This is a genomic window from Vibrio sp. J502 (assembly GCF_025397955.1).
GTDB classification, from domain to species: domain Bacteria; phylum Pseudomonadota; class Gammaproteobacteria; order Enterobacterales; family Vibrionaceae; genus Vibrio; species Vibrio anguillarum.
Genome location: NZ_CP104554.1, coordinates 2,702,941 through 2,725,857, shown reverse-complemented (window position 1 = coordinate 2,725,857; position 22,917 = coordinate 2,702,941). Strand labels below are relative to the sequence as shown.

General features: G+C 44.5%; 26 protein-coding genes and 3 pseudogenes. 15 read left to right on the top strand and 14 right to left on the bottom strand.

All coding sequences use genetic code 11. The features are described from left to right. Positions 1 to 3 precede the first annotated feature (3 nt). Positions 4 to 318, bottom strand: coding sequence for an iron donor protein CyaY (cyaY, locus tag N5E84_RS12695; RefSeq protein ID WP_010319878.1), 315 nt, complete (start codon positions 316 to 318; stop codon positions 4 to 6). A 75-nt stretch (positions 319 to 393) separates the two neighbouring features. Here cyaY and lptM point away from each other — a divergent pair, with 75 nt between their 5' ends. The 6 genes from lptM to yigB are packed head-to-tail and all read left to right on the top strand — an operon-like array spanning position 394 to position 4,988. Continuing rightward, positions 394 to 513, top strand: coding sequence for an LPS translocon maturation chaperone LptM (gene lptM, locus N5E84_RS21385; RefSeq protein ID WP_033197445.1), 120 nt, complete (start codon positions 394 to 396; stop codon positions 511 to 513). 29 nt (positions 514 to 542) lie between these two features. After that, positions 543 to 1,796, top strand: a complete 1,254-nt coding sequence (gene lysA / locus N5E84_RS12685; RefSeq protein WP_019281799.1) for a diaminopimelate decarboxylase — start codon at positions 543 to 545, stop codon at positions 1,794 to 1,796. Positions 1,797 to 1,807: 11 nt separating this feature from the next. Next, on the top strand, positions 1,808 to 2,638 hold the full coding sequence (gene dapF / locus N5E84_RS12680; RefSeq protein WP_010319875.1) for a diaminopimelate epimerase: 831 nt from the start codon (positions 1,808 to 1,810) through the stop codon (positions 2,636 to 2,638). A 24-nt stretch (positions 2,639 to 2,662) separates the two neighbouring features. Continuing rightward, complete coding sequence (locus tag N5E84_RS12675) at positions 2,663 to 3,367, top strand: DUF484 family protein (RefSeq protein WP_017049935.1); 705 nt, start codon at positions 2,663 to 2,665, stop codon at positions 3,365 to 3,367. Next, a complete protein-coding gene (xerC, locus tag N5E84_RS12670; protein ID WP_010319873.1) occupies positions 3,339 to 4,271 on the top strand; it encodes a tyrosine recombinase XerC in 933 nt (310 codons plus the stop codon). Before N5E84_RS12675 ends, xerC begins: the two co-directional genes overlap by 29 nt. Positions 4,272 to 4,274: 3 nt before the next feature. Continuing rightward, positions 4,275 to 4,988 (top strand): 5-amino-6-(5-phospho-D-ribitylamino)uracil phosphatase YigB, encoded by a 714-nt coding sequence (gene yigB, locus N5E84_RS12665; RefSeq protein WP_019281800.1) that lies wholly within the window; start codon positions 4,275 to 4,277, stop codon positions 4,986 to 4,988. Here yigB and N5E84_RS12660 read toward each other — a convergent pair. The 4 genes from N5E84_RS12660 to N5E84_RS12645 all read right to left on the bottom strand — a co-directional run bounded on the left by N5E84_RS12660 (position 4,974) and on the right by N5E84_RS12645 (position 8,774). Further along, positions 4,974 to 5,579: a tRNA-uridine aminocarboxypropyltransferase gene (locus N5E84_RS12660; protein ID WP_019281801.1), complete on the bottom strand. Its 606-nt coding sequence runs from the start codon at positions 5,577 to 5,579 to the stop codon at positions 4,974 to 4,976. The genes yigB and N5E84_RS12660 overlap by 15 nt on opposite strands. Then, positions 5,580 to 6,608: a COG3650 family protein gene (locus N5E84_RS12655; RefSeq protein WP_019281802.1), complete on the bottom strand. Its 1,029-nt coding sequence runs from the start codon at positions 6,606 to 6,608 to the stop codon at positions 5,580 to 5,582. Positions 6,609 to 6,797: 189 nt separating this feature from the next. Further along, positions 6,798 to 7,625 (bottom strand): Cof-type HAD-IIB family hydrolase, encoded by an 828-nt coding sequence (locus N5E84_RS12650; RefSeq protein ID WP_019281803.1) that lies wholly within the window; start codon positions 7,623 to 7,625, stop codon positions 6,798 to 6,800. A gap of 150 nt (positions 7,626 to 7,775) precedes the next feature. Next, positions 7,776 to 8,774, bottom strand: coding sequence for an alpha/beta fold hydrolase (locus N5E84_RS12645; RefSeq protein WP_029388130.1), 999 nt, complete (start codon positions 8,772 to 8,774; stop codon positions 7,776 to 7,778). A gap of 74 nt (positions 8,775 to 8,848) precedes the next feature. Between N5E84_RS12645 and rhtB the strand changes: the two genes are divergently transcribed. Both rhtB and N5E84_RS12635 read left to right on the top strand, forming a co-directional pair. Beyond that, on the top strand, positions 8,849 to 9,466 hold the full coding sequence (gene rhtB / locus N5E84_RS12640) for a homoserine/homoserine lactone efflux protein (protein WP_029388131.1): 618 nt from the start codon (positions 8,849 to 8,851) through the stop codon (positions 9,464 to 9,466). A 36-nt stretch (positions 9,467 to 9,502) separates the two neighbouring features. Continuing rightward, positions 9,503 to 10,729, top strand: a complete 1,227-nt coding sequence (locus tag N5E84_RS12635; protein WP_013855508.1) for an EAL and HDOD domain-containing protein — start codon at positions 9,503 to 9,505, stop codon at positions 10,727 to 10,729. Positions 10,730 to 10,792: 63 nt separating this feature from the next. Here N5E84_RS12635 and N5E84_RS12630 read toward each other — a convergent pair whose 3' ends face one another. Then, positions 10,793 to 11,263: a Dps family protein gene (locus tag N5E84_RS12630; protein WP_019281805.1), complete on the bottom strand. Its 471-nt coding sequence runs from the start codon at positions 11,261 to 11,263 to the stop codon at positions 10,793 to 10,795. 220 nt (positions 11,264 to 11,483) lie between these two features. On the opposite strand from N5E84_RS12630, the gene N5E84_RS12625 reads away from it, so the two are divergent. Beyond that, on the top strand, positions 11,484 to 12,497 hold the full coding sequence (locus N5E84_RS12625) for an acyltransferase (RefSeq protein WP_013855506.1): 1,014 nt from the start codon (positions 11,484 to 11,486) through the stop codon (positions 12,495 to 12,497). Here N5E84_RS12625 and N5E84_RS12620 read toward each other — a convergent pair. Further along, positions 12,494 to 12,823, bottom strand: coding sequence for a DUF2500 domain-containing protein (locus N5E84_RS12620; RefSeq protein ID WP_017044543.1), 330 nt, complete (start codon positions 12,821 to 12,823; stop codon positions 12,494 to 12,496). The two genes, N5E84_RS12625 and N5E84_RS12620, sit on opposite strands and share 4 nt — an antisense overlap. A gap of 220 nt (positions 12,824 to 13,043) precedes the next feature. Between N5E84_RS12620 and N5E84_RS12615 the strand changes: the two genes are divergently transcribed. The 3 genes and pseudogenes from N5E84_RS12615 to N5E84_RS12605 form a co-directional block, all read left to right on the top strand. Further along, the gene (locus N5E84_RS12615; RefSeq protein ID WP_026027131.1) at positions 13,044 to 13,418 is read left to right on the top strand and encodes a hypothetical protein; all 375 of its coding nucleotides are present in this window, start codon (positions 13,044 to 13,046) and stop codon (positions 13,416 to 13,418) included. A 923-nt stretch (positions 13,419 to 14,341) separates the two neighbouring features. Next, the gene (locus tag N5E84_RS12610; protein WP_019281806.1) at positions 14,342 to 14,965 is read left to right on the top strand and encodes a lysoplasmalogenase; all 624 of its coding nucleotides are present in this window, start codon (positions 14,342 to 14,344) and stop codon (positions 14,963 to 14,965) included. A gap of 100 nt (positions 14,966 to 15,065) precedes the next feature. Next, positions 15,066 to 15,317, top strand: a pseudogene (locus N5E84_RS12605) (MarC family protein); the annotation flags it as partial. 473 nt (positions 15,318 to 15,790) lie between these two features. Here N5E84_RS12605 and N5E84_RS12600 read toward each other — a convergent pair. The 6 genes and pseudogenes from N5E84_RS12600 to trmA all read right to left on the bottom strand — a co-directional run. Beyond that, positions 15,791 to 15,905 (bottom strand): annotated as a pseudogene (locus N5E84_RS12600) (IS5/IS1182 family transposase); the annotation flags it as partial. After that, a complete protein-coding gene (locus N5E84_RS21260; protein WP_019281074.1) occupies positions 15,887 to 16,339 on the bottom strand; it encodes a DUF6765 family protein in 453 nt (150 codons plus the stop codon). The pseudogene N5E84_RS12600 and the gene N5E84_RS21260, both read right to left, overlap by 19 nt. A gap of 74 nt (positions 16,340 to 16,413) precedes the next feature. Beyond that, the gene (locus tag N5E84_RS12590; RefSeq protein WP_069212063.1) at positions 16,414 to 17,946 is read right to left on the bottom strand and encodes an IS66-like element ISVa9 family transposase; all 1,533 of its coding nucleotides are present in this window, start codon (positions 17,944 to 17,946) and stop codon (positions 16,414 to 16,416) included. Between the two features lie 59 nt (positions 17,947 to 18,005). Next, positions 18,006 to 18,359, bottom strand: a complete 354-nt coding sequence (gene tnpB / locus N5E84_RS12585) for an IS66 family insertion sequence element accessory protein TnpB (RefSeq protein ID WP_069212062.1) — start codon at positions 18,357 to 18,359, stop codon at positions 18,006 to 18,008. Continuing rightward, positions 18,356 to 18,676, bottom strand: coding sequence for an IS66 family insertion sequence element accessory protein TnpA (gene tnpA / locus N5E84_RS12580; RefSeq protein ID WP_081245520.1), 321 nt, complete (start codon positions 18,674 to 18,676; stop codon positions 18,356 to 18,358). Before tnpA (N5E84_RS12580) ends, tnpB (N5E84_RS12585) begins: the two co-directional genes overlap by 4 nt. A 232-nt stretch (positions 18,677 to 18,908) precedes the next feature. Further along, positions 18,909 to 20,018 (bottom strand): tRNA (uridine(54)-C5)-methyltransferase TrmA, encoded by a 1,110-nt coding sequence (gene trmA, locus N5E84_RS12575; RefSeq protein WP_029388281.1) that lies wholly within the window; start codon positions 20,016 to 20,018, stop codon positions 18,909 to 18,911. 352 nt (positions 20,019 to 20,370) lie between these two features. Here trmA and N5E84_RS12570 point away from each other — a divergent pair, with 352 nt between their 5' ends. Beyond that, on the top strand, positions 20,371 to 21,780 hold the full coding sequence (locus N5E84_RS12570) for a tyrosine-type recombinase/integrase (protein WP_019282465.1): 1,410 nt from the start codon (positions 20,371 to 20,373) through the stop codon (positions 21,778 to 21,780). 39 nt (positions 21,781 to 21,819) lie between these two features. Here N5E84_RS12570 and N5E84_RS12565 read toward each other — a convergent pair. Next, positions 21,820 to 22,161: pseudogene (locus N5E84_RS12565) on the bottom strand (transposase); the annotation flags it as partial. 81 nt (positions 22,162 to 22,242) lie between these two features. Here N5E84_RS12565 and tnpA (N5E84_RS12560) point away from each other — a divergent pair. Both tnpA (N5E84_RS12560) and tnpB (N5E84_RS12555) read left to right on the top strand, forming a co-directional pair. After that, positions 22,243 to 22,563: an IS66 family insertion sequence element accessory protein TnpA gene (tnpA, locus tag N5E84_RS12560; protein WP_081245520.1), complete on the top strand. Its 321-nt coding sequence runs from the start codon at positions 22,243 to 22,245 to the stop codon at positions 22,561 to 22,563. Next, complete coding sequence (gene tnpB, locus N5E84_RS12555) at positions 22,560 to 22,913, top strand: IS66 family insertion sequence element accessory protein TnpB (protein ID WP_069212062.1); 354 nt, start codon at positions 22,560 to 22,562, stop codon at positions 22,911 to 22,913. Before tnpA (N5E84_RS12560) ends, tnpB (N5E84_RS12555) begins: the two co-directional genes overlap by 4 nt. The last annotated feature ends 4 nt before the right edge of the window (positions 22,914 to 22,917 follow it).

The window sequence follows — 22,917 nt, the reverse complement described above, 5'->3', positions numbered from 1 at the left end:
GCTTTACACCCAGTCGATCGTTTCGCCAGCGTGTTTTTCACATTCTTGTTTCACCATCGCAATCAATTCCAGCCCTGTTTTTGAACAAATCCAGTTTTGGTCGATCAGTTTGAAATGGAAACCGCCTGACTTTGATGCCAGCCAAATTTCATGCATTGGCTCTTGGCGGTTAATAATAATTTGGCTGCGGTCATCAAATTCTAACGTCATCACATTGCCTGAGGTTTCGTAATCAATGTCGGCACCTGCGTCGTCTATCGCTTGTTCAATGATTTCTAGCTGCTCATCGACAAGTTGGTGAAATTCAGTATCGTTCATCCTGTCTATCCTATTGCTTTTCCTGATTGTGGTGCGATTATAGGGGGCATTGACTCAATAATCACGACATGCAAAATGAAAAAATCAATCGCTGCACTTTTTATGTTGTCACTCCTTGCTCTCGCAGGGTGTGGTCAAACCGGGCCGTTATACATGCCAGCAGAGCCTGAGCAGAGTGAACAACCTCAGCCATAGTCATTGATTTAGCTTAAAGGAAACGAATTTTGGATTACTTCAATTATCAGGACGATGGTCAGCTTTGGGCTGAAAATGTCGCATTAACAGAGTTGGCTGAGCAATACGGCACGCCTTTGTATGTCTATTCTCGCGCTACTTTAGAGCGTCACTGGCATGCTTTTGATAAGTCGGTAGGCGAACACCCTCATCTGGTATGTTATGCGGTGAAGGCTAACTCAAACTTAGGCGTATTAAACACCTTGGCGCGTTTAGGGTCAGGTTTTGATATTGTTTCGGCAGGAGAGCTAGAGCGTGTTGTGGTGGCGGGTGGTGACCCGGCGAAAGTGGTATTTTCTGGCGTCGGTAAAACGGAAGCTGAAATGAAACGCGCGTTGGAGCTCAAGATTAAATGCTTTAACGTTGAATCCGAGCCTGAATTAGCACGTTTAAATAAAGTGGCTGGCGAGCTGGGTGTCAAAGCACCGATTTCACTGCGCATCAACCCTGATGTGGATGCACAAACCCACCCTTATATTTCAACCGGTTTGCGTGACAATAAGTTTGGTATTGCTTTTGACCGTGCACTGGATGTTTATCGCTTGGCACAAAGCCTAGAGAATCTCAGCATTCACGGTATTGATTGCCACATTGGCTCTCAACTGACCGCTATTGCCCCTTTTATTGATGCAACCGATCGCTTACTTGCGTTAATTGATCAGCTTAAAGAGGAAGGGATCACCATTAAACATTTGGATGTTGGTGGTGGTTTAGGTGTGGTGTATCGCGATGAGTTACCCCCGCAGCCTTCCGATTATGCCAAAGCCTTGTTGGCGCGTTTGAGTAACCATCAAGGTCTCGAACTGATTTTTGAACCGGGACGTGCTATTGCGGCTAACGCGGGCGTGTTGTTGACGAAAGTAGAGTTTCTCAAACATACCGAACACAAAAACTTTGCCATTATTGATGCGGCGATGAACGATTTGATGCGTCCAGCGCTTTATCAGGCTTGGCAAGATATTGTTCCTGTTGTGCCGCGCCAAGGTGAAGCGCTAACCTATGATTTGGTTGGGCCTATTTGTGAAACCGGTGACTTCTTGGGTAAAGATCGTTCATTGGTCTTGGATGAGGGAGATCTACTGGCGGTTCGCTCAGCAGGAGCTTACGGTTTTGTGATGTCTTCGAACTATAATACACGTACTCGCGTGGCGGAAGTGATGGTGGATGGTGCACAAACCCACCTTGTTCGTCAGCGTGAAGCACTATCGAGCCTATGGGCATTAGAGCGTATTCTGCCGGAGTAAATTGAAGCATTATGCATTTCCATTTTTCTAAAATGCACGGTTTGGGTAATGACTTCATGGTCGTTGATTGCATTACACAAAACGTCTTCTTCTCCCCTGATTTGATCCGCCGCTTGGCGGATCGTCATACTGGCGTGGGGTTTGATCAGCTATTAGTGGTTGAAGCGCCGTATGATCCGGAAAGTGATTTTCACTACCGTATTTTTAATGCCGATGGCAGCGAAGTCGAACAGTGTGGCAACGGCGCACGTTGCTTTGCTCGCTTTGTGCGGATGAAAGGGCTGACCAATAAGTACAGCATTGGAGTCACGACTAAAAAAGGCAAAATGGTTTTAAATGTTGAAGAGGATGATCAAATCACCGTCAACATGGGCATACCAGAATTTGAGCCTAATAAGATTCCATTTCGAGCCAAACAGGCAGAGAAAACCTACATCATGCGCGTTGAAGAGAAAACCTTGTTCTGCGGGGCGGTGAGCATGGGCAATCCGCATGTGGTGACAGTGGTGGAGGATGTGACAACCGCTGAGGTTGAAATTTTGGGTCCACTGCTTGAATCTCATGAGCGTTTTCCAGAGCGTGTTAACGCAGGCTTCATGCAAGTGCTGAATCGCAATGAAGTGAAGCTACGTGTTTATGAACGTGGCGCGGGTGAAACTCAAGCGTGTGGCAGTGGCGCGTGTGGCGCGGTTGCCGTTGGTATTCTTCAAGGGTTATTGGCGGAAGAGGTGACAGTACACTTACCTGGTGGCTCGTTAGAGATCCACTGGCAAGGGCCGGGTAAGCCACTCTATATGACAGGCCCTGCGACTCATGTGTTTGATGGTCAAGTCTCTTGTTAGGGTTAAGTAAGATAAGGAATCATTTTGTCACACGTTGAAGCGGATGCACTCACAGCCGAAGTTGTGGCTGAATATTTACGAGATCACCCAGATTTTTTCCTCCAGCGTTCAGAGCTGGTTGACAGGCTCTCCTTGCCGCACCATCAACAAGGTGCGGTCTCTTTGGTGCATGTACAACTGAATCGTCAGCGCCAGAGAATTGAGGAGTTAGAGGAAGAGATCACAGCCTTTATGTCATTAGCGGCCAATAATGACCGCACTTTCCACGAATTTATGGATCTGCAAGAGCAGATCTTAAAATGTCATTCAATGCCGCAAGTATGCAAGGCAATAGAAAACAAAGCGCAAACCTTAGGTTTGGTAGCGTATATTCGTTTACTGGCCTCGCCTGAAACCGATTATCAATTGACCCAAGAGCAATGGCAGCGTTTTTCAACTAACCATTTTAATGGCAAAAATGCTTATTTAGGGCGTATGAAAAAGTTGGATCGCCAAGCGTTATTTGGTGAACAAACCGCTGTGCCAGAAATGGGTTCGTATGTGGTGCTACCATTAGGTAAGCGCTCATCACAAGGCGTGTTAGCGTTTGCAAGTGAAGATGGCGGCCATTTTCAACCGAGCATGGATACCCTCTTTTTACGTCATTTGGCGTTAGTTCTCTCTCATTTAATTGAGACTCTACCTTGGCAACCGATTGAGCATGACCGAATCAGCCACACCTCTGCCTAACGGCTTACAGCAGCCCTTAACTCGCTTCTATGAATATCTGCGGAGCGAGAAAGGGTTGAGCTTGCACACCCAACGCAATTACAAACAACAGCTGGAAACCATGGCGCAGCATTTAGTGCAGATGGGGCTGAATCAATGGCAACAAGTCGATGCCGCTTGGGTGCGACAGCTGGCGAGCAAAGGGATGCGTGAAGGGATGAAAGCCAGCAGTTTAGCGACGCGTCTCTCTTCATTGCGCAGTTTTTTTGATTTCTTGATCTTGCGTGGTGAACTGACGGCTAACCCGGCCAAAGGCGTTGCAGCACCGCGTAAAAAACGCCCGTTACCGAAAAACTTAGATGTGGATGAAGTCGCACAACTGCTCGAAGTCAAGGATGATGATCCGCTGTCAGTGCGCGATCGCGCCATGATGGAACTGATGTATGGTGCTGGGTTGCGTTTAGCGGAGCTCGTCAGCATTAACGTAAAAGACCTGAGCTTTAGCCGCGGCGAGATTCGAGTGGTGGGTAAAGGGGATAAAGAACGTAAGGTGCCTTTTGCAGGGCAAGCCAAAGAATGGGTGGCGCATTGGTTGAAAATACGGACGCAGTTTGCGAACGCTGATGAGCAAAGCTTGTTTGTTTCAAAGCTGGGTGTTCGTATTTCGCATCGCAACGTACAAAAACGCATGGCCGAGTGGGGGCAAAAGCAGGCGGTGGCTAGCCATATTAGCCCACATAAACTGCGCCACTCTTTTGCGACTCACATGCTTGAATCGAGCAATAATTTACGTGCTGTGCAAGAGTTGCTGGGTCATGAGAACATTTCGACGACGCAAATCTATACTCATTTGGACTTTCAACATCTTGCGCAGGCCTATGACCAAGCGCACCCAAGAGCACGTAAAAAGAAACAGAGCGAGTAACGCATGCACTTTTATCGCAATATCGGCCCCATTAGAGCGATGAGCTTTGATTTGGACGACACGCTGTATGACAACCATCCAGTGATCCGTCATGTTGAGCAGCAAATGGTCGTGTGGCTGCACACTCATCATCCGCTTTCCGCGACGCGTCCGATAAGTTGGTGGCAGCAACTTAAACAGCAACTGGCGCTGCAAGAGCCACTGCTCGGTCATGATGTCACTCAGTGGCGATTTAAGCAGATAGAACAAGGCTTAATTCAATTAGGCTATTCGCCGCAACTTGCTTTACAGGCTGCGCAGAATGCCATTGAAGAAGTGTTGCGGTTACGTCACTTAATCACGGTGCCAGAGAAGACGCACCGCGTGATGACCGAACTGGCAAAGCGCATGCCGTTAGTGGCGATTACCAACGGCAATGTTGACCCGCACAAAATTGGCTTGGGGCATTATTTTCAACAAATTTTTAAAGCGGGTCCCGATGGCTTGGCCAAGCCGTATCCGGATCTTTTTGACAAAGCGCAGGCTGCATTACAGCTACCTGCAGCCTCGATTTTACACGTTGGTGATCATCTGATAACCGATGTGCAAGGCGCAAAAAGCAATGGTTTCCAAGCCTGTTGGTATAACGATCAAGGCCAAACCTTGCTCGCCAGTCGTAAGGCCAAAGTTTTGCCTGATATTGAAATCCATCAACTGGATTCATTACTGCAGCTTTAGGGTGTGACCGCTTTTATCCGCTTGAAAAGCCTTGAGATAGTAAGTAAAAAACGCGCGTAACTCTCTCGCATTATTTGGTTCTCCGAGAGAGTTGAGCAGCTCAACGCCCACTTCTAACGTGCATAAATGACCAGCATCTTGATTTCGCCTTAATCCATACTGAGAGATTTGATTTGGGGTGAGGTGTAGCTGCGGTAAATCGGATAACCAAGGGCTCTTATTGAGTATCTTCTTGGCTTCTTGCCATGTCCCATCTAGGATAATAAACACGATTTCTTGAGTGTCAGACGTTGAGAGAGATTGGTATTCGGTGAGCGATTGACTGCGCGTCGAAGGGAAAATAACCACCGCGTTTAACTTCTCATCCAGAATTCTCTTTTGTAATGATTTCGCCGTAGAGACTCGGTCCCAGATATACACCGAGGAATTGGGCAAGCTACGCAGCAGCAGCTTGCCAGTATTGGTCGCTCGATGCGGTTCATTTTCATGCATCAGTAGTGCAATGCGCAGTTGGCTATCCAGTGTTGGTTGCAGTGAACAGAGGCATTGATAGCTAAAATGGCAAACTGGGCAAGGGCACGGTCTGGTCACTTATGGTGTCTCGATATTTTCAGAAAATAACGTTAAACCGCCATTGGCGATAGGGTAGAGAACATCGCCCACCTTCTCTTTTTCTGCTTTCAGTTGGTAACCAGTGCGAGTAAAGATACGTTCAGAAAGCAGATATTGTTGCTGGTGGCGCGTCATGACAACCTGGATCTGATTTAGGTTTAATGGCTGCCAAAACCCCTTTTCTACGGTCGATGGCTGACCATCGTTGTAGTCATAATGAGTGCTAGCGGTATGATCAGCATTCAGTTGCAAACGAATCGTGAAATCCCTATTTTGGCTCGAAGTAGCATGATAAGCCCCAACCCATGGAAGCGTCGCATCACTATTACCTAAGGTGGCACACCCCTGATAGCTTTTCTCACCGACCTTCAAGGTGGAACTCCAGCCGTACAGCGAGTCACTCATCCCGTCACTGCACATTTTTTGTGTGAGGAGCAGCGAACCTTGATTTATTTGGTACTCACGCTTGGTTTCAGATAGCTGACTTTTTGTGATAGCGAATGTTTGAGTTTCACCGCTGATGGTTTGAAAGTTAAGGTTTTTCCCTTCAAAGTGAATGGACCATGACGGTTCGTTGCCAAAAGCGCGTGTCGATTTGAGTGGTTGATTGCAGCGTTTAGGATTTTCAGCACTGAGCATATTGATGCTGGTCACGTTGAAACGTGCGCTGGAATCGGCATCGAAGCCTGTGCGGCTTGGCGCTGATAAAGTACCGATGAGCTCTCCATACAAAGGCTGATAAGGCGAGCGAGCCAAACTCAAGGCTTGCTGAGTCTGCTGTGGCGTCAGTGCTAGCCAATATTGTTGATTGCTACCACAAGGTGTAAAGGTTTGCGCCTCATGACCTACCACGACTTCTCCACGCATAATAAAGGACTGTGCTTTGATTGAACTGGGTTTATCCAAACTCGCCATCGGTACGGCTGGTGGCTGTGATGCGTTTTTTGTCGCGCAGGCTTGCAGCATTAACGTGGTCAATAACAGCGCGGAACAGTGAAGCACTTTCATAGCAGACTCTTTTTGGGCAATGCAACGAAGCTGGATTATGGCACAAAGGCGCTGGCAAATTGAACTGATGGGTGTGAATTTAACAACCCGCGGACAAGTATCAGAGATAAATCGTGAAGCCGTTATGAACAAAAACACAGCGCTCAAATGGCGCTGTGTTTTGTGACCGCTCGTTACTGCAGGCTGCTGTTACAATAAATTTTCACGCAAATAGTGAGCCACGGCGTCTTCTGCATTGCTACCAATCACTGTGTTATTCGGCAGTGCATTGAACACTTTTTGATGCGATGTGCCCATCACCAAGCCTTTACCAGCCATCGACAGCATTTCCACATCGTTCATGCCATCGCCAAACGCAATACAGTTATCTAGGGTCAGGTTTAATGATTCTGCAACGGCTTTGAGCGCATCCCCTTTCGACACTTCTGCTGCCATCACTTCCAAACACCAAGGTGTTGAGAAGGCGACGTTCAGTTTGTCGCCAAAAATATCGTTTAAGCGTTCTTCAAACTGAGCTAATAACTCATGATCTTGCGCTGGGTGGGTGAAGAATATTTTGGCGACGCCCTCGGTAGGTGCGTTATTGACATCAAATACTTGGTAGCTAAAGCCGGATTCTTCGTGGAAATCACGCAGCGTTTCATCTTCTTTATTCAATAACCACGATTCATCTTGATAGATGTGAACAAAAATATCAGGGTTTTGCTTAAACACGTCAATGACGGGCTGTACCAATTCTTGCGGTACATTTTTACTGTACATCAGGTTGTCATGTTGATCGTGAACGCGCGCGCCATTGGAAGTAATCATGTAGGCTGGAATGCCCGCTAACTGGCGAATACCCGCCACATCAACGTGATGGCGACCGGTAGCGAAGATGAAAGTAAAGCCTTTTTGGTGAAGTGCTTGTAGCGTTTGCTTGGTGAATTCGCTCAATTGGTGGTTTGGCGCAAGTAGTGTACCGTCGAGATCGGACGCCACGATATGAATCGCGTGCTCTTTACATTCGGTGGTCATAAAACCCTCATTATCATGGTCGATTTGGTTTGCAGATCGCAGATGGTGGAGAAACTTTGGTGTGGCTTAGTTTACGCCATCTTAAAGAGGAAAAAGAGGGTAAAACTCTCAATTGAAATTTCCTCTATTTGCTCTGTTCTAACACCGCGATTAAACCGTGTTTTCAAGAGATTGGAATTGCTTAAATAGCTCATCAAGTGCTTGGTTTCGATAGCAATCCTTTTCAAAAAAGAGCTCATGTTTTGCTCCTTCAATGATGACCAGCTTGCTAGATGGATTGGTTTTCGCCAGCTTAGTGACAAAGCGAATTTGATCCGCATTACTGACAATCTCATCCTGTCTTGCTTGCAAGATGAGTGTTGGTAACTTCACTTGACGAGTCATCAGTTGGCACTGCTTCGCTGCCATGAGCCCTTGCCATACCCAGCGCGTGCTAGGGCCGCCGACTTGCAATTCGGGTTTGCGTTGGTACAGGTCTCGAAACCATTGGTAACGCACCTGACTTTGACTTAATGGGTTAATCTCAAAAGGCTTTGCCGAATAGGCTTGATAGCCTGGCGCATAGGTTGGTTTGCTATACATCGCCGTCAGCACTTGGCTCAGTGTCATGGCGATAGGACGTAATTGCCATGGCATGTTGACACCAAACATTGGCGCGCTGAGCACCATAGCCGAAAATGGGTGTTGAGGGTATGTTTGTACATACCGGGTCGCAATGGCACCGCCCATCGAATGAGCGACGAGAAAACGTTGTGCATAATGGCTTAAGTCAAAGTGCTCAATGACACGCTGCATGTCTAAAATGTAGTCATCAAATTCACCGACATGGCCGATTTGTGGATCGTCGATTAATCGATCAGAAAGCCCTTGGCCACGGTGATCAAAAGAATAAATATCATAACCTTGTTGGAAAAAATCATAAAATAGCTCCTGATATTTCCAGCAAGATTCAATTCGTCCGTTGACGACGAAGATCGCCTTTGAGTGTTGAGGTGAGGTAAGTTTGCACCAATAAAGTTTTGTTTTATCAGCAGATTTGATAAAACCTTCTTCTCTGGAGTGCCAGAAATCGGCAATCGTGGTATTGATCACTTGCTCAAAGAAAGACTCTTGAGTATAAGGTGGGGAGTTTGGACTCGTCTGATTCATAGATTATTCTTATTGGACAGATTCGAGGAATAGTTCATTTTTAGGCTAGATTAGTCTAGTTGAGAGGAATTGCAATGGATACTCATGTTTGGCTTGCCTATGTGGTGACCGCGATACTGTTTAGTTTGGCGCCGGGTTCAGGTACGGTCAATTCCATCAGCAATGGCCTTAGCTACGGTACACGTAAATCACTAGCCGCGATTGTGGGTTTACAATTGGGTTTGGCTTTTCACATCATGTTGGTGGGAGCCGGAATTGGTGCCTTAGTGGCACAATCAGCCATGGCATTTAGTGTGATTAAGTGGGTTGGTGCTGCGTATCTGGTGTGGTTAGGTGTTCAAAAATGGCGCGATCGTTCGAGTATGATGGCCAATGCAACGGCTCAAATGCAAACGAGTTGGTCTTTATTGCGTCGAGCGGTGTTGATCAACCTGACAAATCCTAAATCCATCGTCTTTCTGGTGGCGCTTTTTCCACAATTTATTGACCCAACCCAAGATCAGTTCATTCAATTGCTGGTGTTAGGCGTGACCACGGTAACCATTGATTCGATTGTGATGCTTGGTTATACCTCCTTAGCCGCACGAATGGGGCGCTTTATTCGTTCAGAGAGTGTCATGAGTAAGATTAACCGAGTATTTGGCTCGATGTTTATTGGTTGTGGAGCGCTACTAGCAGTGGCGAAGTCCTAAGATGGCTATGTCTCAATTATTAGTTGTTAATCACTAATGCATTATTCTTATGTCGCACGACAACCGATCTTAAATGCCAAGCAGCATACGCTTGGCTATGAATTGCTCTTTCGTGATGGGGAAAAAAACGCGTTTCCAGCGCACATTGAGTCGAATCGAGCTACGTATCGCTTGATCGTCGAAAACTTTCTGGCAGTTGGGATTAATCCTAATATTCCCAAATCACGTTGTTTTATTAATTTTCCCTACAAGAGTTTAATTCGACGTCTGCCTTTAACGTTGCCGCGAGAACAAATTGTGGTGGAAGTGCTCGAAACCTGTGAGCCGACGGATGAACTGCTTGAGGCGATTAAAGAGTTGTATCGGCGTGGCTATCTGGTGGCGCTGGATGACTTTGTGTATGCGCCAGAATGGGAACGCTTTCTGAGTTATGTGCATATCGTCAAGCTCGATATTATGGCGCTGGGCTTAGATCACGCTTGCGAGTTTGTACGTCAGCGTTTAGCGGAAGGCAGTAAGCGTCGTTATTTAGCGGAACGAGTTGAAACGGATCACCAGTTCACCGTGACACGTAATGCCGGTTTTAGCTTTTTCCAAGGTTATTTCTTTAGTAAACCAGAAATGATCAAGCAGCGTTATGTTGGACCAGAGCAGATTATCGCCTTGGAGCTGTTTCGAGAAGTTTGTAAGCCAAATGCTGATTTTGAACGGATTGAATACATTGTCGCGCAAGATGTAGCGCTCTCATACAAGTTGCTCAGATTCGTCAACACTATGTCTGATCGCTTATCTGTGCCGATTTCCTCTTTTCGTCAAGCCTTGGTCTATCTTGGTCAAGACAAGCTCAAAACCTTTGTATCATTAGCCGTTGCTTCATTTGTCTCAGCTAAAAAGCCGAAAGAGTTGTATAACCTCTCTTTGCAACGTGCTCAATTTTGTCAATTAATGTCTGGGCATCCTTCATTTCGTCAACATCGCGAGCAAGCTTTTTTAATTGGTCTTTTTTCTGTGTTAGATGCCTTACTGGATATTTCAATTGAAGAGCTGGTTGCGCAGTTACCCTTATGTGACGTGGTCAAACTAGCACTGCAAAAGCGTGAAGGACCCATTGGCGAGCTGTTGGCACTTGAGGAGTGTTTTGAGCAAGCGGACTGGCAAGGAGTGGAAAGCCATTGTGATCTGCTAGGGCTTGAATTAAATCAAGTCAGTGATGAGCTTTCGGCGGCGCAGCGCTGGAGTCAAGATATTCATCGTTTGCTGTAATAAATTTCGTGCGAATGTAAAAACCGCCGTCATGAGCGACGGCGGTTTGCCCAAACTTGGGGTTTATTGCAGCCAAGCATTCAGCATCCATACCAGTTTCTCTTGTTCGCGGATGTAGTCACTCATCAGTGCTGAAGTGCCTTCATCTCCCGCCTGCGTTGCAATTTCAAGAATTTCTCGTTGCTGGTGGATCAATACACTGAATCCCTTAACCAATCCTTGCATGGTTTCTTGACCATTAGTTGCGTTAGTGTGTTCTGACACTTGTGCTGTTGCTAAATAGGCGCTGAAGCTATGCAACGGTTGATAACCTAAAGTCAAAATTCGTTCCGCTAACTCATCAATTTTGACCTGTATGTCAGTGTAAATCTCTTCAAATTTTGCGTGCAGTTCAAAGAACTCTTTTCCTTTGATATTCCAATGGTAACCACGAGTATTCATATAAAACACTTGGTAGTTAGCCAATAATTGGTTTAACGCTTGTGCAAGTTGTTGGCTTTGGTTGGTATCTAAACCGATCAAATTTGTTGTCATGTGTTCACCTCGTTGTCATGGATAAGTGATTTCTCTTGTTAAGCATTAGATTGCACCTTGAAGTGAACAAAATAAATTCGTTTTGATTGATTTATTCGATAGGTATTAGCTATTAATTATAATGGCATTAGTGATCCTTTACCGATAACTGACTTGCGGATTACATAGCCAACTATTTCAACTTTATAGTAGAAACCTTAAAACACTGTGGATAGGCACTATGACCAAACGAGTTATTTTTTTTGATTTATTGCGCTGTTTGGCTGCTGTAGCGGTGATCGGTATTCATGTGTTGGCCCCCTATCGGCAGCAACTCGGCGATATTCCTTTTGAGCAGTGGGTGGTTGCGGTTGGCATCAATAGTGTAAGCCGTTGGGCTGTGCCAGTCTTTATATTGATCACTGGAGCCTTAATGCTTAGTGATCGTCGCCCTTTTGATGCGCGTTATTATGTTCAGCGACGTCTTGGCAAAGTTTTGCTGCCATTTATCGTTTGGTCGCTCTTCTATGCTTATTTGTCCGGCTGGAGTGCGAGTGGATTTGATGGGCAAGTTGCAAAGGCGGTGCTGAGTAACAGTACGCACCACGCGACGTATTACCATTTAGGTTTTTTTTATTACTTTATCCCACTTTATTTTGTGATCCCTTTTCTACAACTGCTGGTCCGAAGAGTTGATGATAAAGCGCTGTACGCATTAGTTGCTGTGTGGCTGCTGACGACCACCTTATTTTTATGCGGTATTGATGGCCCTTGGAGCAATGAGCTATGGCTGTTTGCTGGTTATTTACCGTTGGGTTACTTGCTCTATCAGAAGGTGCCACTCAACCGGGTAACGCTATGTATGGCGATTCTGCTTGGCTGTCTGGCACTATTGACGACGGTATGGATGGTGGTTAGCCACAGTGTCGCAGCTGGTGAGTATACGATTGGTCGCTGGCTCTCTTATAAAACACTGAACGTTGTGTTAGCCGCCAGCATGATATTTATAGTGTGTCGATATTTTGCTGAGAGATTGCCCGCTCGTGCTAAGCAAGTCGTAAGTGTGATAAGCCAGCACAGCTTAGGCATCTATTTATTACATCCCATCTTTCTATGGCCTGTAAAAGAGTATGGGTGGGATCAAGGGAATCCCGCATGGGTGATCCCGTTATGGATTCTCGTAAGCGGCGCAGGATCACTGGCGGTGAGTATATGGGTTGCTCGCTCTGCAAAAACACGTTGGTTATTACCTTAACGCTTGAGTGCAAAGTGTAGAAACTTGTGTCCACAATAAGTCAGCATTCCTTGGTCGCCTGGGTTAAGTGCATGGTAATAATGCACGCCGACTTGAAATTCCCGCTTTGGGCCAAGTTTGCCTTTTTGGACGTAAATCCAGAACTCCTGATCCTCTTCCCCAGGACGAGCATGAGGGATGACGATGGCTTGCTTGTCGATAATCGTGACATTAGCAGTGCGTTCGGGGGCGTTTTCGCCTTGTACATGGCGACGATAGAAATAGCTAAATACCCAAATAGCAGAGATAACTAACAAAGCGACAACGATAAGTAATGAAAGCGGCATGGTGAACTCCTTAGCGATGAAGGCGACATTTTAGCGTGCAACATATGGCAAAGGAGTGTTGCTTGCTACTAAAGCGTGAGTTTGATTGGTTTGACGGTTTTTTTTCCGGCGGATATCACATTTCCTCGGCAGATTAGCGAGCAAAAATGCTCAACTATCTCGTGGGGAAGTATGATAAAAATAGATGGAGCGCCACCAGAGTTGGCACAGGAGGGCGATAATGTCAGATATTGAGAAAGTGGTTTTGCGAACGCGTCGATTGGAAAGCTTGTTGAGAGAGCAATATCACGCTGAGGGGAAGGGGTTACATCAATTGGTGACCAGCTGTGAAGAGCGTTTACCACATGATGTGGTGGGCAAGCTGAGGTTCATTGCCACTATTCGTAACAAAGTTGTGCATGAAGATAACTATCAGTTAGAAGATCGCAAAGCATTTCTTCGTGTGTGTGAGGAATGTGAGAAGGAGCTGACTCCGCGCAGCGGTCGTTTTATTTGGCGCGTAGCCATTTCATTGATGACCTTAATCACGTTAGCGGCGCTTCTTTTTTACTATCTTCATTGGGAAGCCCTATCGAAACACGTCACAATGCCATAAATGGTATTAGGTCGTTTTACTCAATCGTTAGATAAAAAAAGAGGACACGAAAGTGTCCTCTTTTTTTATTGGGAATTAGATACTTAGTACATCATTGGCAGTGTCATTAGGCCTACGATAACCGCGATCATTACAAGTCCCTGTTTTTGAGATGAAGAAATCATAACACTGCTCCTTTATTCTGTGGTTTCATTCTATGAATATGAGAATAGCACTACTTTGTTTAGTTGATCAACCTCAATTTGATGAAGCATCCAAAATAACACCTTAACATCATCATATTCAGGGAATATTGGCAATGTTTAGTGCTTGTTTTGGTGTGTTTATATAATGTTCTTCTTGGTGCTGTTTTAATCTGTATTTATTTAATTCTTTGAATTTGTTTAATTTTATTAGGTTAATGTGATGTTGCTTGTATGGTTTTTTTTGGTTTTACTATCTTAGGTGGCTTATCATTGTCAGAGTTTGGTGAATTCTCATTTTTCGAGAAAAATTAATTTAATAATGAGATGTTCTCGCAAATAAAATTGGTTAAACCAGTTTTTTTGCTAGTTAGTAAGTCAGTTGTTGCTGTTTTTTTATTAGAGGCTTTAAGTTCTAGTTTTTCTTTTGGTTTTTTGCCTAAATCATTGTTTTTATTTTTATTTTTATTTTTATTTTTATAATTTCTGTTTTAGTGTCGTTTTTTGTTGGTTTTTCTTTGTTTGTGTATTGTAAATGAGTGGAATGTCTCTGGGTGTCATTGTGGTGATTGAAAGTGAGGGTTAGTGAGTAAAGAGTGAGCTTTGATTGTTTTCGCACTCTTTGTTGTTGAATAAAGCCAACGTTCCGATTCGCTAGCAAGATCCAATTTTTGCGTTCATCTGCTGGACTTCAATGATGACATGCCTACACTGACCGCAGATTTTTAAAGGGGAAATGAGATGTGGAGTTGGCTCTCCGTTGCTTTGTCTGGATTCATTAGTATTTCGGCTGTTGAAAGTAACAAAATCAAGCAAGCGGTAATGCTTAAAACACTCAGTATGCTGTTATTGGTGGCGATAGTTCTAAACCATACCACGCAGCTCACTTCTCCTATCTTATGGGTCACGCTCGGTCTGCTTATTTCCGCAATCGCGGACACATTGCATCTGTTGCAACGCTACTCAAAACTCTGTTTTGCTAGCTTTCTTGTCGCACAGTTGATGTACAGTAAAGCCTTCTGGGCGCAACTTTCTGACACTATGGTGTGGTGGCTACCTGCCCTTTTGATTGCGACCAGTATTGTGGCTTTTTTCCTATTGCTGCCGCAAATTGACACCTTGATCTTTCCCGTAACCATTATGGGTATGATGTTAGTTCAGTTGGCGTGGGCGGCGGGAGAGTTGTGGCTGCAGACGCAAACAGTGCCTGCCTTTGCCGGGTTTGTTGGCTGTCTGGTGCTGATGCTCTCGGCCAGTTTGTTAGCCATTCACGATTACCGCAGGCCATTGCCTTGTGGGCGCTATCTTATTTCTGGCAGCTATTTATTAGCGCAAGCGTTAATCTCCGCCTCGGTGGCCTTATAAACATTATCGCTTCATAAACATCGTTACTTTCAGGAGCATCGAAATCTCATGACTGGGCTGATATACTGCTGCCACTTTAAATCGATGTGAGTAGTGAGAGATGGATATTTTATCGGCGGCGACCATGCTTTTTTTGATCATGGACCCGCTTGGCAACCTGCCGGTCATGCTCTCCATCTTAAAACACCTTGAACCCAAACGTCGCCGTGTTGTGCTCGTGCGTGAACTCTGTTTTGCGTTGATCATTTTGATGTTGTTCCTGTTTGCTGGCAAAAACATCATGGGTTTTTTGCACGTGCAACCGGAAACTCTCAGCATTTCTGGCGGTATCATTCTCTTCATCACCAAAGTTACCCCTAAAAGAATAATATTTAAATTAATTAGCACTATCAAATCCAGTTTTGATAGTGAGTTTGGGCTTAGTATGAAAGTATTATATACAATATTTTCATATAATATTTTCATGATCGGGGTTTGCGCACCAATGGAACGAAAACGTACTCTTACAGAGATCTAATGTGCCATTTAAGTGATGACAAAATTGTATGTGACATATAGATGGTGACTTATTGTGTTTTTGAGTCCAATAAAGGCAGTGATCTACTAGAGGTACAGTCAAATGGGCTTTGTTGTACTGTTTCCAGTTAGTTTTTTTGTAACGAGGTTTCGGCATATGACTACGATGATTGACTGATGTAGCTGATCAGGTCGTAAGTTCCTGAGCTGCTACATCGAATTACACAACAAAGCTATTTGAGGTGTTAATCTCACGTTTCTAGCTCTGGATGAATCAGAGTTTACGATAGCTCCAAAAATACTGTTATCACCTGTAAGCTTATTCAGCGATTTGATCATGGCATAACTCTCGCCAACTTGAGTGTTGTAGTTCCTCAGGCTTAATTTCCCCACCTAACAACTGTTTCACTCGATACATTGCTGTGGTCTATCAGGGAAAGATAGAGCCGCACCATGGCCAAGAGGAGAAGAAACAGATACACCGCCACTAAACAAATCATCTTTAATTCGTTGCAATAGAGAGCTAGAAGACGATTCGAGGTTATCTACTTTGTTGTAGTCGTGGATCACCCCAGCAAAACCTTGATGGGAAAAAGTATCCGCATAGACATGCATGGCAATTCCCATCACGTAGGGCTTGTGCCAATGTGTTGCCACCATTCTCAGCATATCTCTTGCAACAGCGCTGTCTGGTTTGCAAACTAGTCTATGTATGAGTCGTCCATCTGGTTTAACGTTTGAAGGAAAGCCCTGGTTGCCAGGAAGAAAGTGAAATGGAATCCACACCTGATGATTTGCGAGCTCTTGTGTGTTTCGATAGTCGAGCATTTTGTGAGCAGACACAATACGGCCATACATCGCACCATTATCAAAATATATTGGCTTATCATTGGTCGTCTCATCGTATGCGCCCCATGATCCCACGGGGCGTTTTAATTTGAATGTGAGAAGTTCCAGGGAAGCAGTGAGTTGATATCAGGCTCAGACTTTGCCAGCTCTTTCATACATTTGACCATGTAATCGTAGAGTATCAGTCCGTTCGCTTTCGCCGTCTCGATGATGCTATACAGCAAAGCACTCGCATCAGCACCAAGCGGATTCGTCGAGAATAACCAATTTTTTCTGCCAATGACCAGCGATTTGATTGCGCGTTCCGCTCGGTTGTTGTCGATAGATAAATGCCCATCTTCAACATAGCGTATCAGCTTAGGCCACTGACCCAAGGTGTACTTGATGGCTTTACCAAGAGGACTCGATTCGATGACTTTCTGCGTGGTTAACCAGTCATAGATGTCATCCAACATCGGTTTAGCCTGCGCTTGTCTTTCTGCCCAACGCTCTTCGACCGAAGCCAGTTTTAATCGAGATTCAAGTGCGTACAACTTTTGGATTTTGGCTAACGCCACATCCGCTTTACCTGTTTTACCTTTGCCCTGAAGCTTCTTCGCTTCCATGAACTTACGACGTGCATGAGCGAAGCAACCGACATTGGTGACGTTGGTTAATCCATCATAAGCCGCGTAACCATCACTTTGCAGATAGCCTGAGTAATCACCCAAGAAGTTCACGGGGCACACTCTCGCGCGACTGTTTTGATAGTCGAACAAGACGATATTTTTCATGTCAGGGAGTTTAGCTTCAGGGGAGTCGGCTCCCGAGCAGTACAACCACATATAACATTGCTTGTCTTCCTTGAGCACATTGAGCGGCGTTTCATCGGCCTGAACCACCACTTGTTCGAGTAAGTGAGTCTTCAGTGCCTGATAAAGCGGTTTGAACTTTTCACTAACCTGGATTACCCACCTGGCCATGGTCGTTCTCGATAACTCGATACCTGATTGGGTGAACAAGGTTTCCTGACGATACAGCGGAAGCGCATACTGATATTTGCCTAAAATAATGTTGGCAAGCAGACTTTCGGTAGCGAAGCTTTTGGGGATGATACTTATCGGTGCGGGTTGTTGGTGAATGTGGCTTTTTTCAGCCTCTTGTTCACACTGACGACAGGCGTATTTCGGGCGAACATATTCCAACACTTTTAGGACGGCGGGCGTGAACTCAAGCTTTTCACTGCGGTCTTCGCCGATTTTATGCAAAATGTGTTGGCAGCATGAGCACTGTTTGTCGTGCTCATCTAGGTCAAGCTCGATAATTTCACGTGGCAAGTCTTTAGGAAGCGGTTGACGTTTACCACGACGTTTGATTGTCGTCGTGGTGATAACCTCATCTTCCGATTTCGCCGCTTCACATTCCGCCTCATTAAAGAGGTCACCCTGTGCTTCGTTATACGGCTTTAACGCTTCCGAGCGTTTGGCGAATTGACGGTCAAGGGCCAGTTTAAACTGCTCAATTAAGGATTGGCGCTCTTGTTGCCACTCTTTTTTCTCCGACATCAACGCTTTCACCATAGCTTGAAGCTCGGCGATGTCTTGGCTTTCTGGGTTAATATCGGGCGTCTTTTTCATGGCATTGATTATATTAAAAACACCACGTCAAGGCTTGGTATAACTCACTTTTATCGGGTTCAACTCATTGTAAAGTTGTCTATTTTTATCGGTTTATGGCCGATTATCGTGAAGCCAGATAACAGTCTGTCTAGGTCAAATTGAGTCAGGGTGTATACCTGCTTTTTCTCTTGAGTGGGCCATTTGAATTTGGCTTTTTCCAACCGTTTATACCACAGAGCGAAGCCCGTTTTATCCCAGTACAAGACTTTGACTTTATCGCGTTGTTTATTGGTAAACAGGAACAGCGCACCGCTTCCGAGCGGTAAATCGGTTTCAGATTCAATAATCGCCGCCAGACCATTAATGGACTTTCTAAAATCCACGAACTCCCGATACAGGTAAACATTAGGGGCACTCAGCATTCTCTTCATGACAGTGCTCCGATTAACTCTGCCAGATACGAGGCAGGTGTTCCCTGGGGGATGCTGAGTTCAACGTCATTAATCAATAGTGTCATGTTGGCAATCGGTGTTTGAGTCATCTGGTAGCGTGTCGTTTTTTCAACGACTTCAGCTTTAACGAATCCACTGCTCTTAGGTTGCTCTATGAACTTTAGTTGCTGTCGCTTGGCATGGAAGGTTGAAAGGCTCAGCCCATTTTGTTCACAGAACACGCGTTGAGACAGATGACTGGATTCGTATTGATCGAATAGGGTATGCCATTCTTGATGAGAGAGTCTTTTTGCCATTTCAAATCTCCTTGAGGTTGGAGATTTGATCTTATGGCGTGCCGAGATTGATTAGAATGTGGGGTTTATGACGCGCTTACTATGCATTCAGTACCGGTTATATCTGTACATTCCCTTAATTCCATTAAAACCTTATGTTTAATAGTTAGCGGGATACAGAGAGTTAAAATCTTCCCGTACCCAGAGCCGTACCCAGATTGATTTTTATTGAATGTATAACCAGTAAAATACCTTATTTAATGCGTTCTAGCATTACACCCGCTTCCATGTGGTGGGTGTAAGGGAATTGGTCGAATAGAGCGAAACGAGTCACTTTGTGTGTTTCACATAGAGTGTCTAAATTCTCTTTTAAGGTTTCTGGGTTGCAGGAGATATACACAATCCGCTCGTAGCCTTGCACCATTTTGCAGGTATCGATATCCATCCCCGAGCGCGGTGGGTCAACAAAAATGGTGTTGCAACGATAGCTTTTGAGATCAACTCCAGCCTGTTGCAAACGGCGAAACTCACGTTGACCTTCCATCGCTTGAGTAAATTCTTCGGCAGACATGCGGATGATTTGCACATTGTCTATTTTATTCGCCGCAATGTTGTATTGCGCGGAATCAACAGAAGGTTTGGCTAATTCGGTTGCGAGCACTCGCTCGAAGTTTTTCGCCAATGCCAGTGAAAAGTTACCATTCCCACAGTAGAGCTCTAATAAATCGCCTTGGCTCTCTTGCGTACAGTCAACGGCCCATTCCAACATTTTTTGTGCGACAGTACCGTTTGGCTGAGTAAAGCTGTTTTCCACTTGTTGATAAATATAACTTTGACCATGTACGTTCAGCTTCTCAATCACAAAATCTCGATCGAGCACGACTTTCATTTTACGTGCACGGCCAATCAAATTGAGGTTGAATCCCTCATCATTGAGACGCTGTTTTAATGCTTTTGCTTGGGTTATCCATTCTTCATCGAGTTGGCGATGATAAAGCAGAGAAACCAGTACTTCACCACTAAGAGTGGAGAGAAAATCGACTTGGAAAAGTTTACGACGCAGTGAGTCGCTGCCTTTAAGTGCATCGACCAAAAGTGGCATCAAATCATTAATTAAACGACTGGCCGCAGGAAACTGGTCAACGCGGTATTTTTCACGCGTTTCTTGATTGAACATGATGTAATAAAGCTCATCACCTTCGTGCCAAACTCGAAATTCTGCACGCATACGGTAATGCTGCTCTGGTGATTCAAACACTTCCAACTGAGGCATGTTGTATTGTGCGAACATTTGGGTCAGACGCTCGGTCTTTTCCGCCAACTGTTGCTGGTAGTGTTGTGGGTTTACATCAAGAGTCGCCATGGTATTACCTTTGCTTGGGTATGGTGCATTCAAATAATAAAGAGCGCAGATTTTATTCAATCCCTCGCGCTTGTCCAGTTTTGTCCTGAATTAGTCATTAATTGCGAGCTAACAAAAATAGCTGACACCAATCAGTACTAGACAAATTATCAATAGAGCCATAGTATCGCCCTCAGCTGGTGCTATCTAGCGGTATAGATGGCCGAAAAGGGAATCTGGTGTGAATCCAGAACTACGGTTGGGATTTTTGTTAGATGTCGCAAGTTAATAATTAAAATGAATAAAAATTTAGACATAGAGAGGGGGAAGAGTTTAGTGTAACACCATAATTGTTTGATTATTCGGTGTTACTATGATTGAGCAGAGTGAGGCATTTCCAGAGGACTATGGTGTTGATTACTGTCTTATGTGGATCAATACGGATAAATATCCTTCATTTACCAGTAGGGTAGCCCCTGATAGTGGTGAGATAATCCACGAAGTAAATGACAATTCAAAACCACTTATTTATAAACTTCCGACTTTAGTTGACCCAGATGGCATTAATGTAGTGCCAGTCAATTTATACCTGCACTCTCTATTGTCAAATCCAGATATATCTTCCGTTGATACAATTGAATCTCATGCAAATGCTTTATTAAGCTTCTATCGTTGGATGAGTATGGAAATCCCAGAACATACTGACAAAAGAACAGGTGTCTTGATTGAAGAGAAGCTTCCATTAACAATATTTGACTGCACAGAGAAGGTAGAAGAAAGCCCTATCGTTAGATATCGTGATTATTTATTAGAGAATCTTTATACCGAAGATGAAAATGGAAAAATCGGTGGCTCTCCAAATACTGCGTCGAGTTACGTACTAAAAGTTGTCGCTTTCTATACCTTCCTTCATCGACAACGGGTCGTTCCACTCAGCAAAACTTTTCGGCCATTTGAATTTTCAGTAAAGAAAGTTCGTATAAGTCACCGAAATAGAAGAGCACAACATGACATGCTCTCACATCTCAATGGCTACCATGGTGAGGATATTATTGTATACACAACAGGTCTCACAAAACCGTTTAAAAATATACAAAAGCCTCAAAATGCCGACATCCGAGAACTTCGGCCACTCCTAGAAGATGAAAAACAAGAATTTTATAGATATCTTGATGTTGAAAATACATCTGATACTAAAGCCTTGATGCTGTACTTAGCAACAGAGGTGGGGTTGAGATTGGAAGAACTGATAACCTTTCCAGCCTCCGTCGTGGAGAAACCAAAAGCTAAAGTCGTTAAAGTTCCTATTGGTGAGCGAATAAACGGTTGTCTTACCAAATACAGAAAAGAGCGGACTATTGAAATTCCAGACTACGTTATGGAACTTTTGTATGAGTACAAGCTAAGCAAGGCAAGGAAGGAAGCCATTGAAAGTGGGTTATTACGACATAACCATCTATTCGTTCAATCTAATGGCTGCATCTACGCACCCAATACAATTCAAAAGTATGTGGAAGCTGTACGTAATGATTTGATTCTTAGTGGGCTGGATATTTATTTTGTTACACATGATTTGCGAGCTACTTTTGCGACTGATTGGTTGTACAAGAGACATATTGAAACAGGTAAGCCCTTTGAGGCTTTGATGCCCGAATTGGCAGTTCTGATGGGGCATGAAAGTACAGCTACCACCCAAAAATATGTAAATTATATGAATGATGATAAAACCTGGTTGGAGTTCGCACAGCGTAAAAATCAATTTGCACAACAATCGTTGAGGTGAGAATGTGGCAAAAAGTAGATTAGCAGCATCTATACCGAATCAACTTGAAGATGCAGGCTTGAGAACCTGAAAATGATCATTAATTCGAGATGTCAAAGAGCCTGCGATCTCTGGAAGAGTCACAGAAAAAAATTGGTCTATTGCCGCCTTGAAGTCCCGTTTTCTTTTGAAGTAAACGTTGTTCCTCGACTTCTCATTCATTACTTTCCATAGCCGCTCTATTGGGTTGAGGTTTGGACTGTAAGGTGGAAGATAATGCAGTTTAATATTCAGGACAAACGCCGCATCTTTGACTAAGTCACTGCGGTGATATCCCGCACCATCTAATATGATATGAAGCTTATGGGCTAACGAATAACTCTCTCTTAACTTACAGAAAAAAGTAAGCGCGTCATAAACCCCACATTCTAATCAATCTCGGCACGCCATAAGATCAAATCTCCAACCTCAAGGAGATTTGAAATGGCAAAAAGACTCTCTCATCAAGAATGGCATACCCTATTCGATCAATACGAATCCAGTCATCTGTCTCAACGCGTGTTCTGTGAACAAAATGGGCTGAGCCTTTCAACCTTCCATGCCAAGCGACAGCAACTAAAGTTCATAGAGCAACCTAAGAGCAGTGGATTCGTTAAAGCTGAAGTCGTTGAAAAAACGACACGCTACCAGATGACTCAAACACCGATTGCCAACATGACACTATTGATTAATGACGTTGAACTCAGCATCCCCCAGGGAACACCTGCCTCGTATCTGGCAGAGTTAATCGGAGCACTGTCATGAAGAGAATGCTGAGTGCCCCTAATGTTTACCTGTATCGGGAGTTCGTGGATTTTAGAAAGTCCATTAATGGTCTGGCGGCGATTATTGAATCTGAAACCGATTTACCGCTCGGAAGCGGTGCGCTGTTCCTGTTTACCAATAAACAACGCGATAAAGTCAAAGTCTTGTACTGGGATAAAACGGGCTTCGCTCTGTGGTATAAACGGTTGGAAAAAGCCAAATTCAAATGGCCCACTCAAGAGAAAAAGCAGGTATACACCCTGACTCAATTTGACCTAGACAGACTGTTATCTGGCTTCACGATAATCGGCCATAAACCGATAAAAATAGACAACTTTACAATGAGTTGAACCC

Coding starts and splice junctions, on each gene's coding strand:
- cyaY (WP_010319878.1), bottom strand. CDS start 318: ATGAACGATACTGAATTTCACCAACTTGTCGATGAGCAGCTAGAAATC.
- lptM (WP_033197445.1), top strand. CDS start 394: ATGAAAAAATCAATCGCTGCACTTTTTATGTTGTCACTCCTTGCTCTC.
- dapF (WP_010319875.1), top strand. CDS start 1,808: ATGCATTTCCATTTTTCTAAAATGCACGGTTTGGGTAATGACTTCATG.
- xerC (WP_010319873.1), top strand. CDS start 3,339: ATGACCGAATCAGCCACACCTCTGCCTAACGGCTTACAGCAGCCCTTA.
- yigB (WP_019281800.1), top strand. CDS start 4,275: ATGCACTTTTATCGCAATATCGGCCCCATTAGAGCGATGAGCTTTGAT.
- N5E84_RS12655 (WP_019281802.1), bottom strand. CDS start 6,608: ATGAAAGTGCTTCACTGTTCCGCGCTGTTATTGACCACGTTAATGCTG.
- N5E84_RS12650 (WP_019281803.1), bottom strand. CDS start 7,625: ATGACCACCGAATGTAAAGAGCACGCGATTCATATCGTGGCGTCCGAT.
- N5E84_RS12645 (WP_029388130.1), bottom strand. CDS start 8,774: ATGAATCAGACGAGTCCAAACTCCCCACCTTATACTCAAGAGTCTTTC.
- rhtB (WP_029388131.1), top strand. CDS start 8,849: ATGGATACTCATGTTTGGCTTGCCTATGTGGTGACCGCGATACTGTTT.
- N5E84_RS12635 (WP_013855508.1), top strand. CDS start 9,503: ATGCATTATTCTTATGTCGCACGACAACCGATCTTAAATGCCAAGCAG.
- N5E84_RS12630 (WP_019281805.1), bottom strand. CDS start 11,263: ATGACAACAAATTTGATCGGTTTAGATACCAACCAAAGCCAACAACTT.
- N5E84_RS12625 (WP_013855506.1), top strand. CDS start 11,484: ATGACCAAACGAGTTATTTTTTTTGATTTATTGCGCTGTTTGGCTGCT.
- N5E84_RS12620 (WP_017044543.1), bottom strand. CDS start 12,823: ATGCCGCTTTCATTACTTATCGTTGTCGCTTTGTTAGTTATCTCTGCT.
- N5E84_RS12615 (WP_026027131.1), top strand. CDS start 13,044: ATGTCAGATATTGAGAAAGTGGTTTTGCGAACGCGTCGATTGGAAAGC.
- N5E84_RS12610 (WP_019281806.1), top strand. CDS start 14,342: ATGTGGAGTTGGCTCTCCGTTGCTTTGTCTGGATTCATTAGTATTTCG.
- N5E84_RS21260 (WP_019281074.1), bottom strand. CDS start 16,339: ATGTATGGCCGTATTGTGTCTGCTCACAAAATGCTCGACTATCGAAAC.
- N5E84_RS12590 (WP_069212063.1), bottom strand. CDS start 17,946: ATGAAAAAGACGCCCGATATTAACCCAGAAAGCCAAGACATCGCCGAG.
- tnpB (WP_069212062.1), bottom strand. CDS start 18,359: ATGAAGAGAATGCTGAGTGCCCCTAATGTTTACCTGTATCGGGAGTTC.
- tnpA (WP_081245520.1), bottom strand. CDS start 18,676: ATGGCAAAAAGACTCTCTCATCAAGAATGGCATACCCTATTCGATCAA.
- trmA (WP_029388281.1), bottom strand. CDS start 20,018: ATGGCGACTCTTGATGTAAACCCACAACACTACCAGCAACAGTTGGCG.
- N5E84_RS12570 (WP_019282465.1), top strand. CDS start 20,371: ATGATTGAGCAGAGTGAGGCATTTCCAGAGGACTATGGTGTTGATTAC.
- tnpA (WP_081245520.1), top strand. CDS start 22,243: ATGGCAAAAAGACTCTCTCATCAAGAATGGCATACCCTATTCGATCAA.
- tnpB (WP_069212062.1), top strand. CDS start 22,560: ATGAAGAGAATGCTGAGTGCCCCTAATGTTTACCTGTATCGGGAGTTC.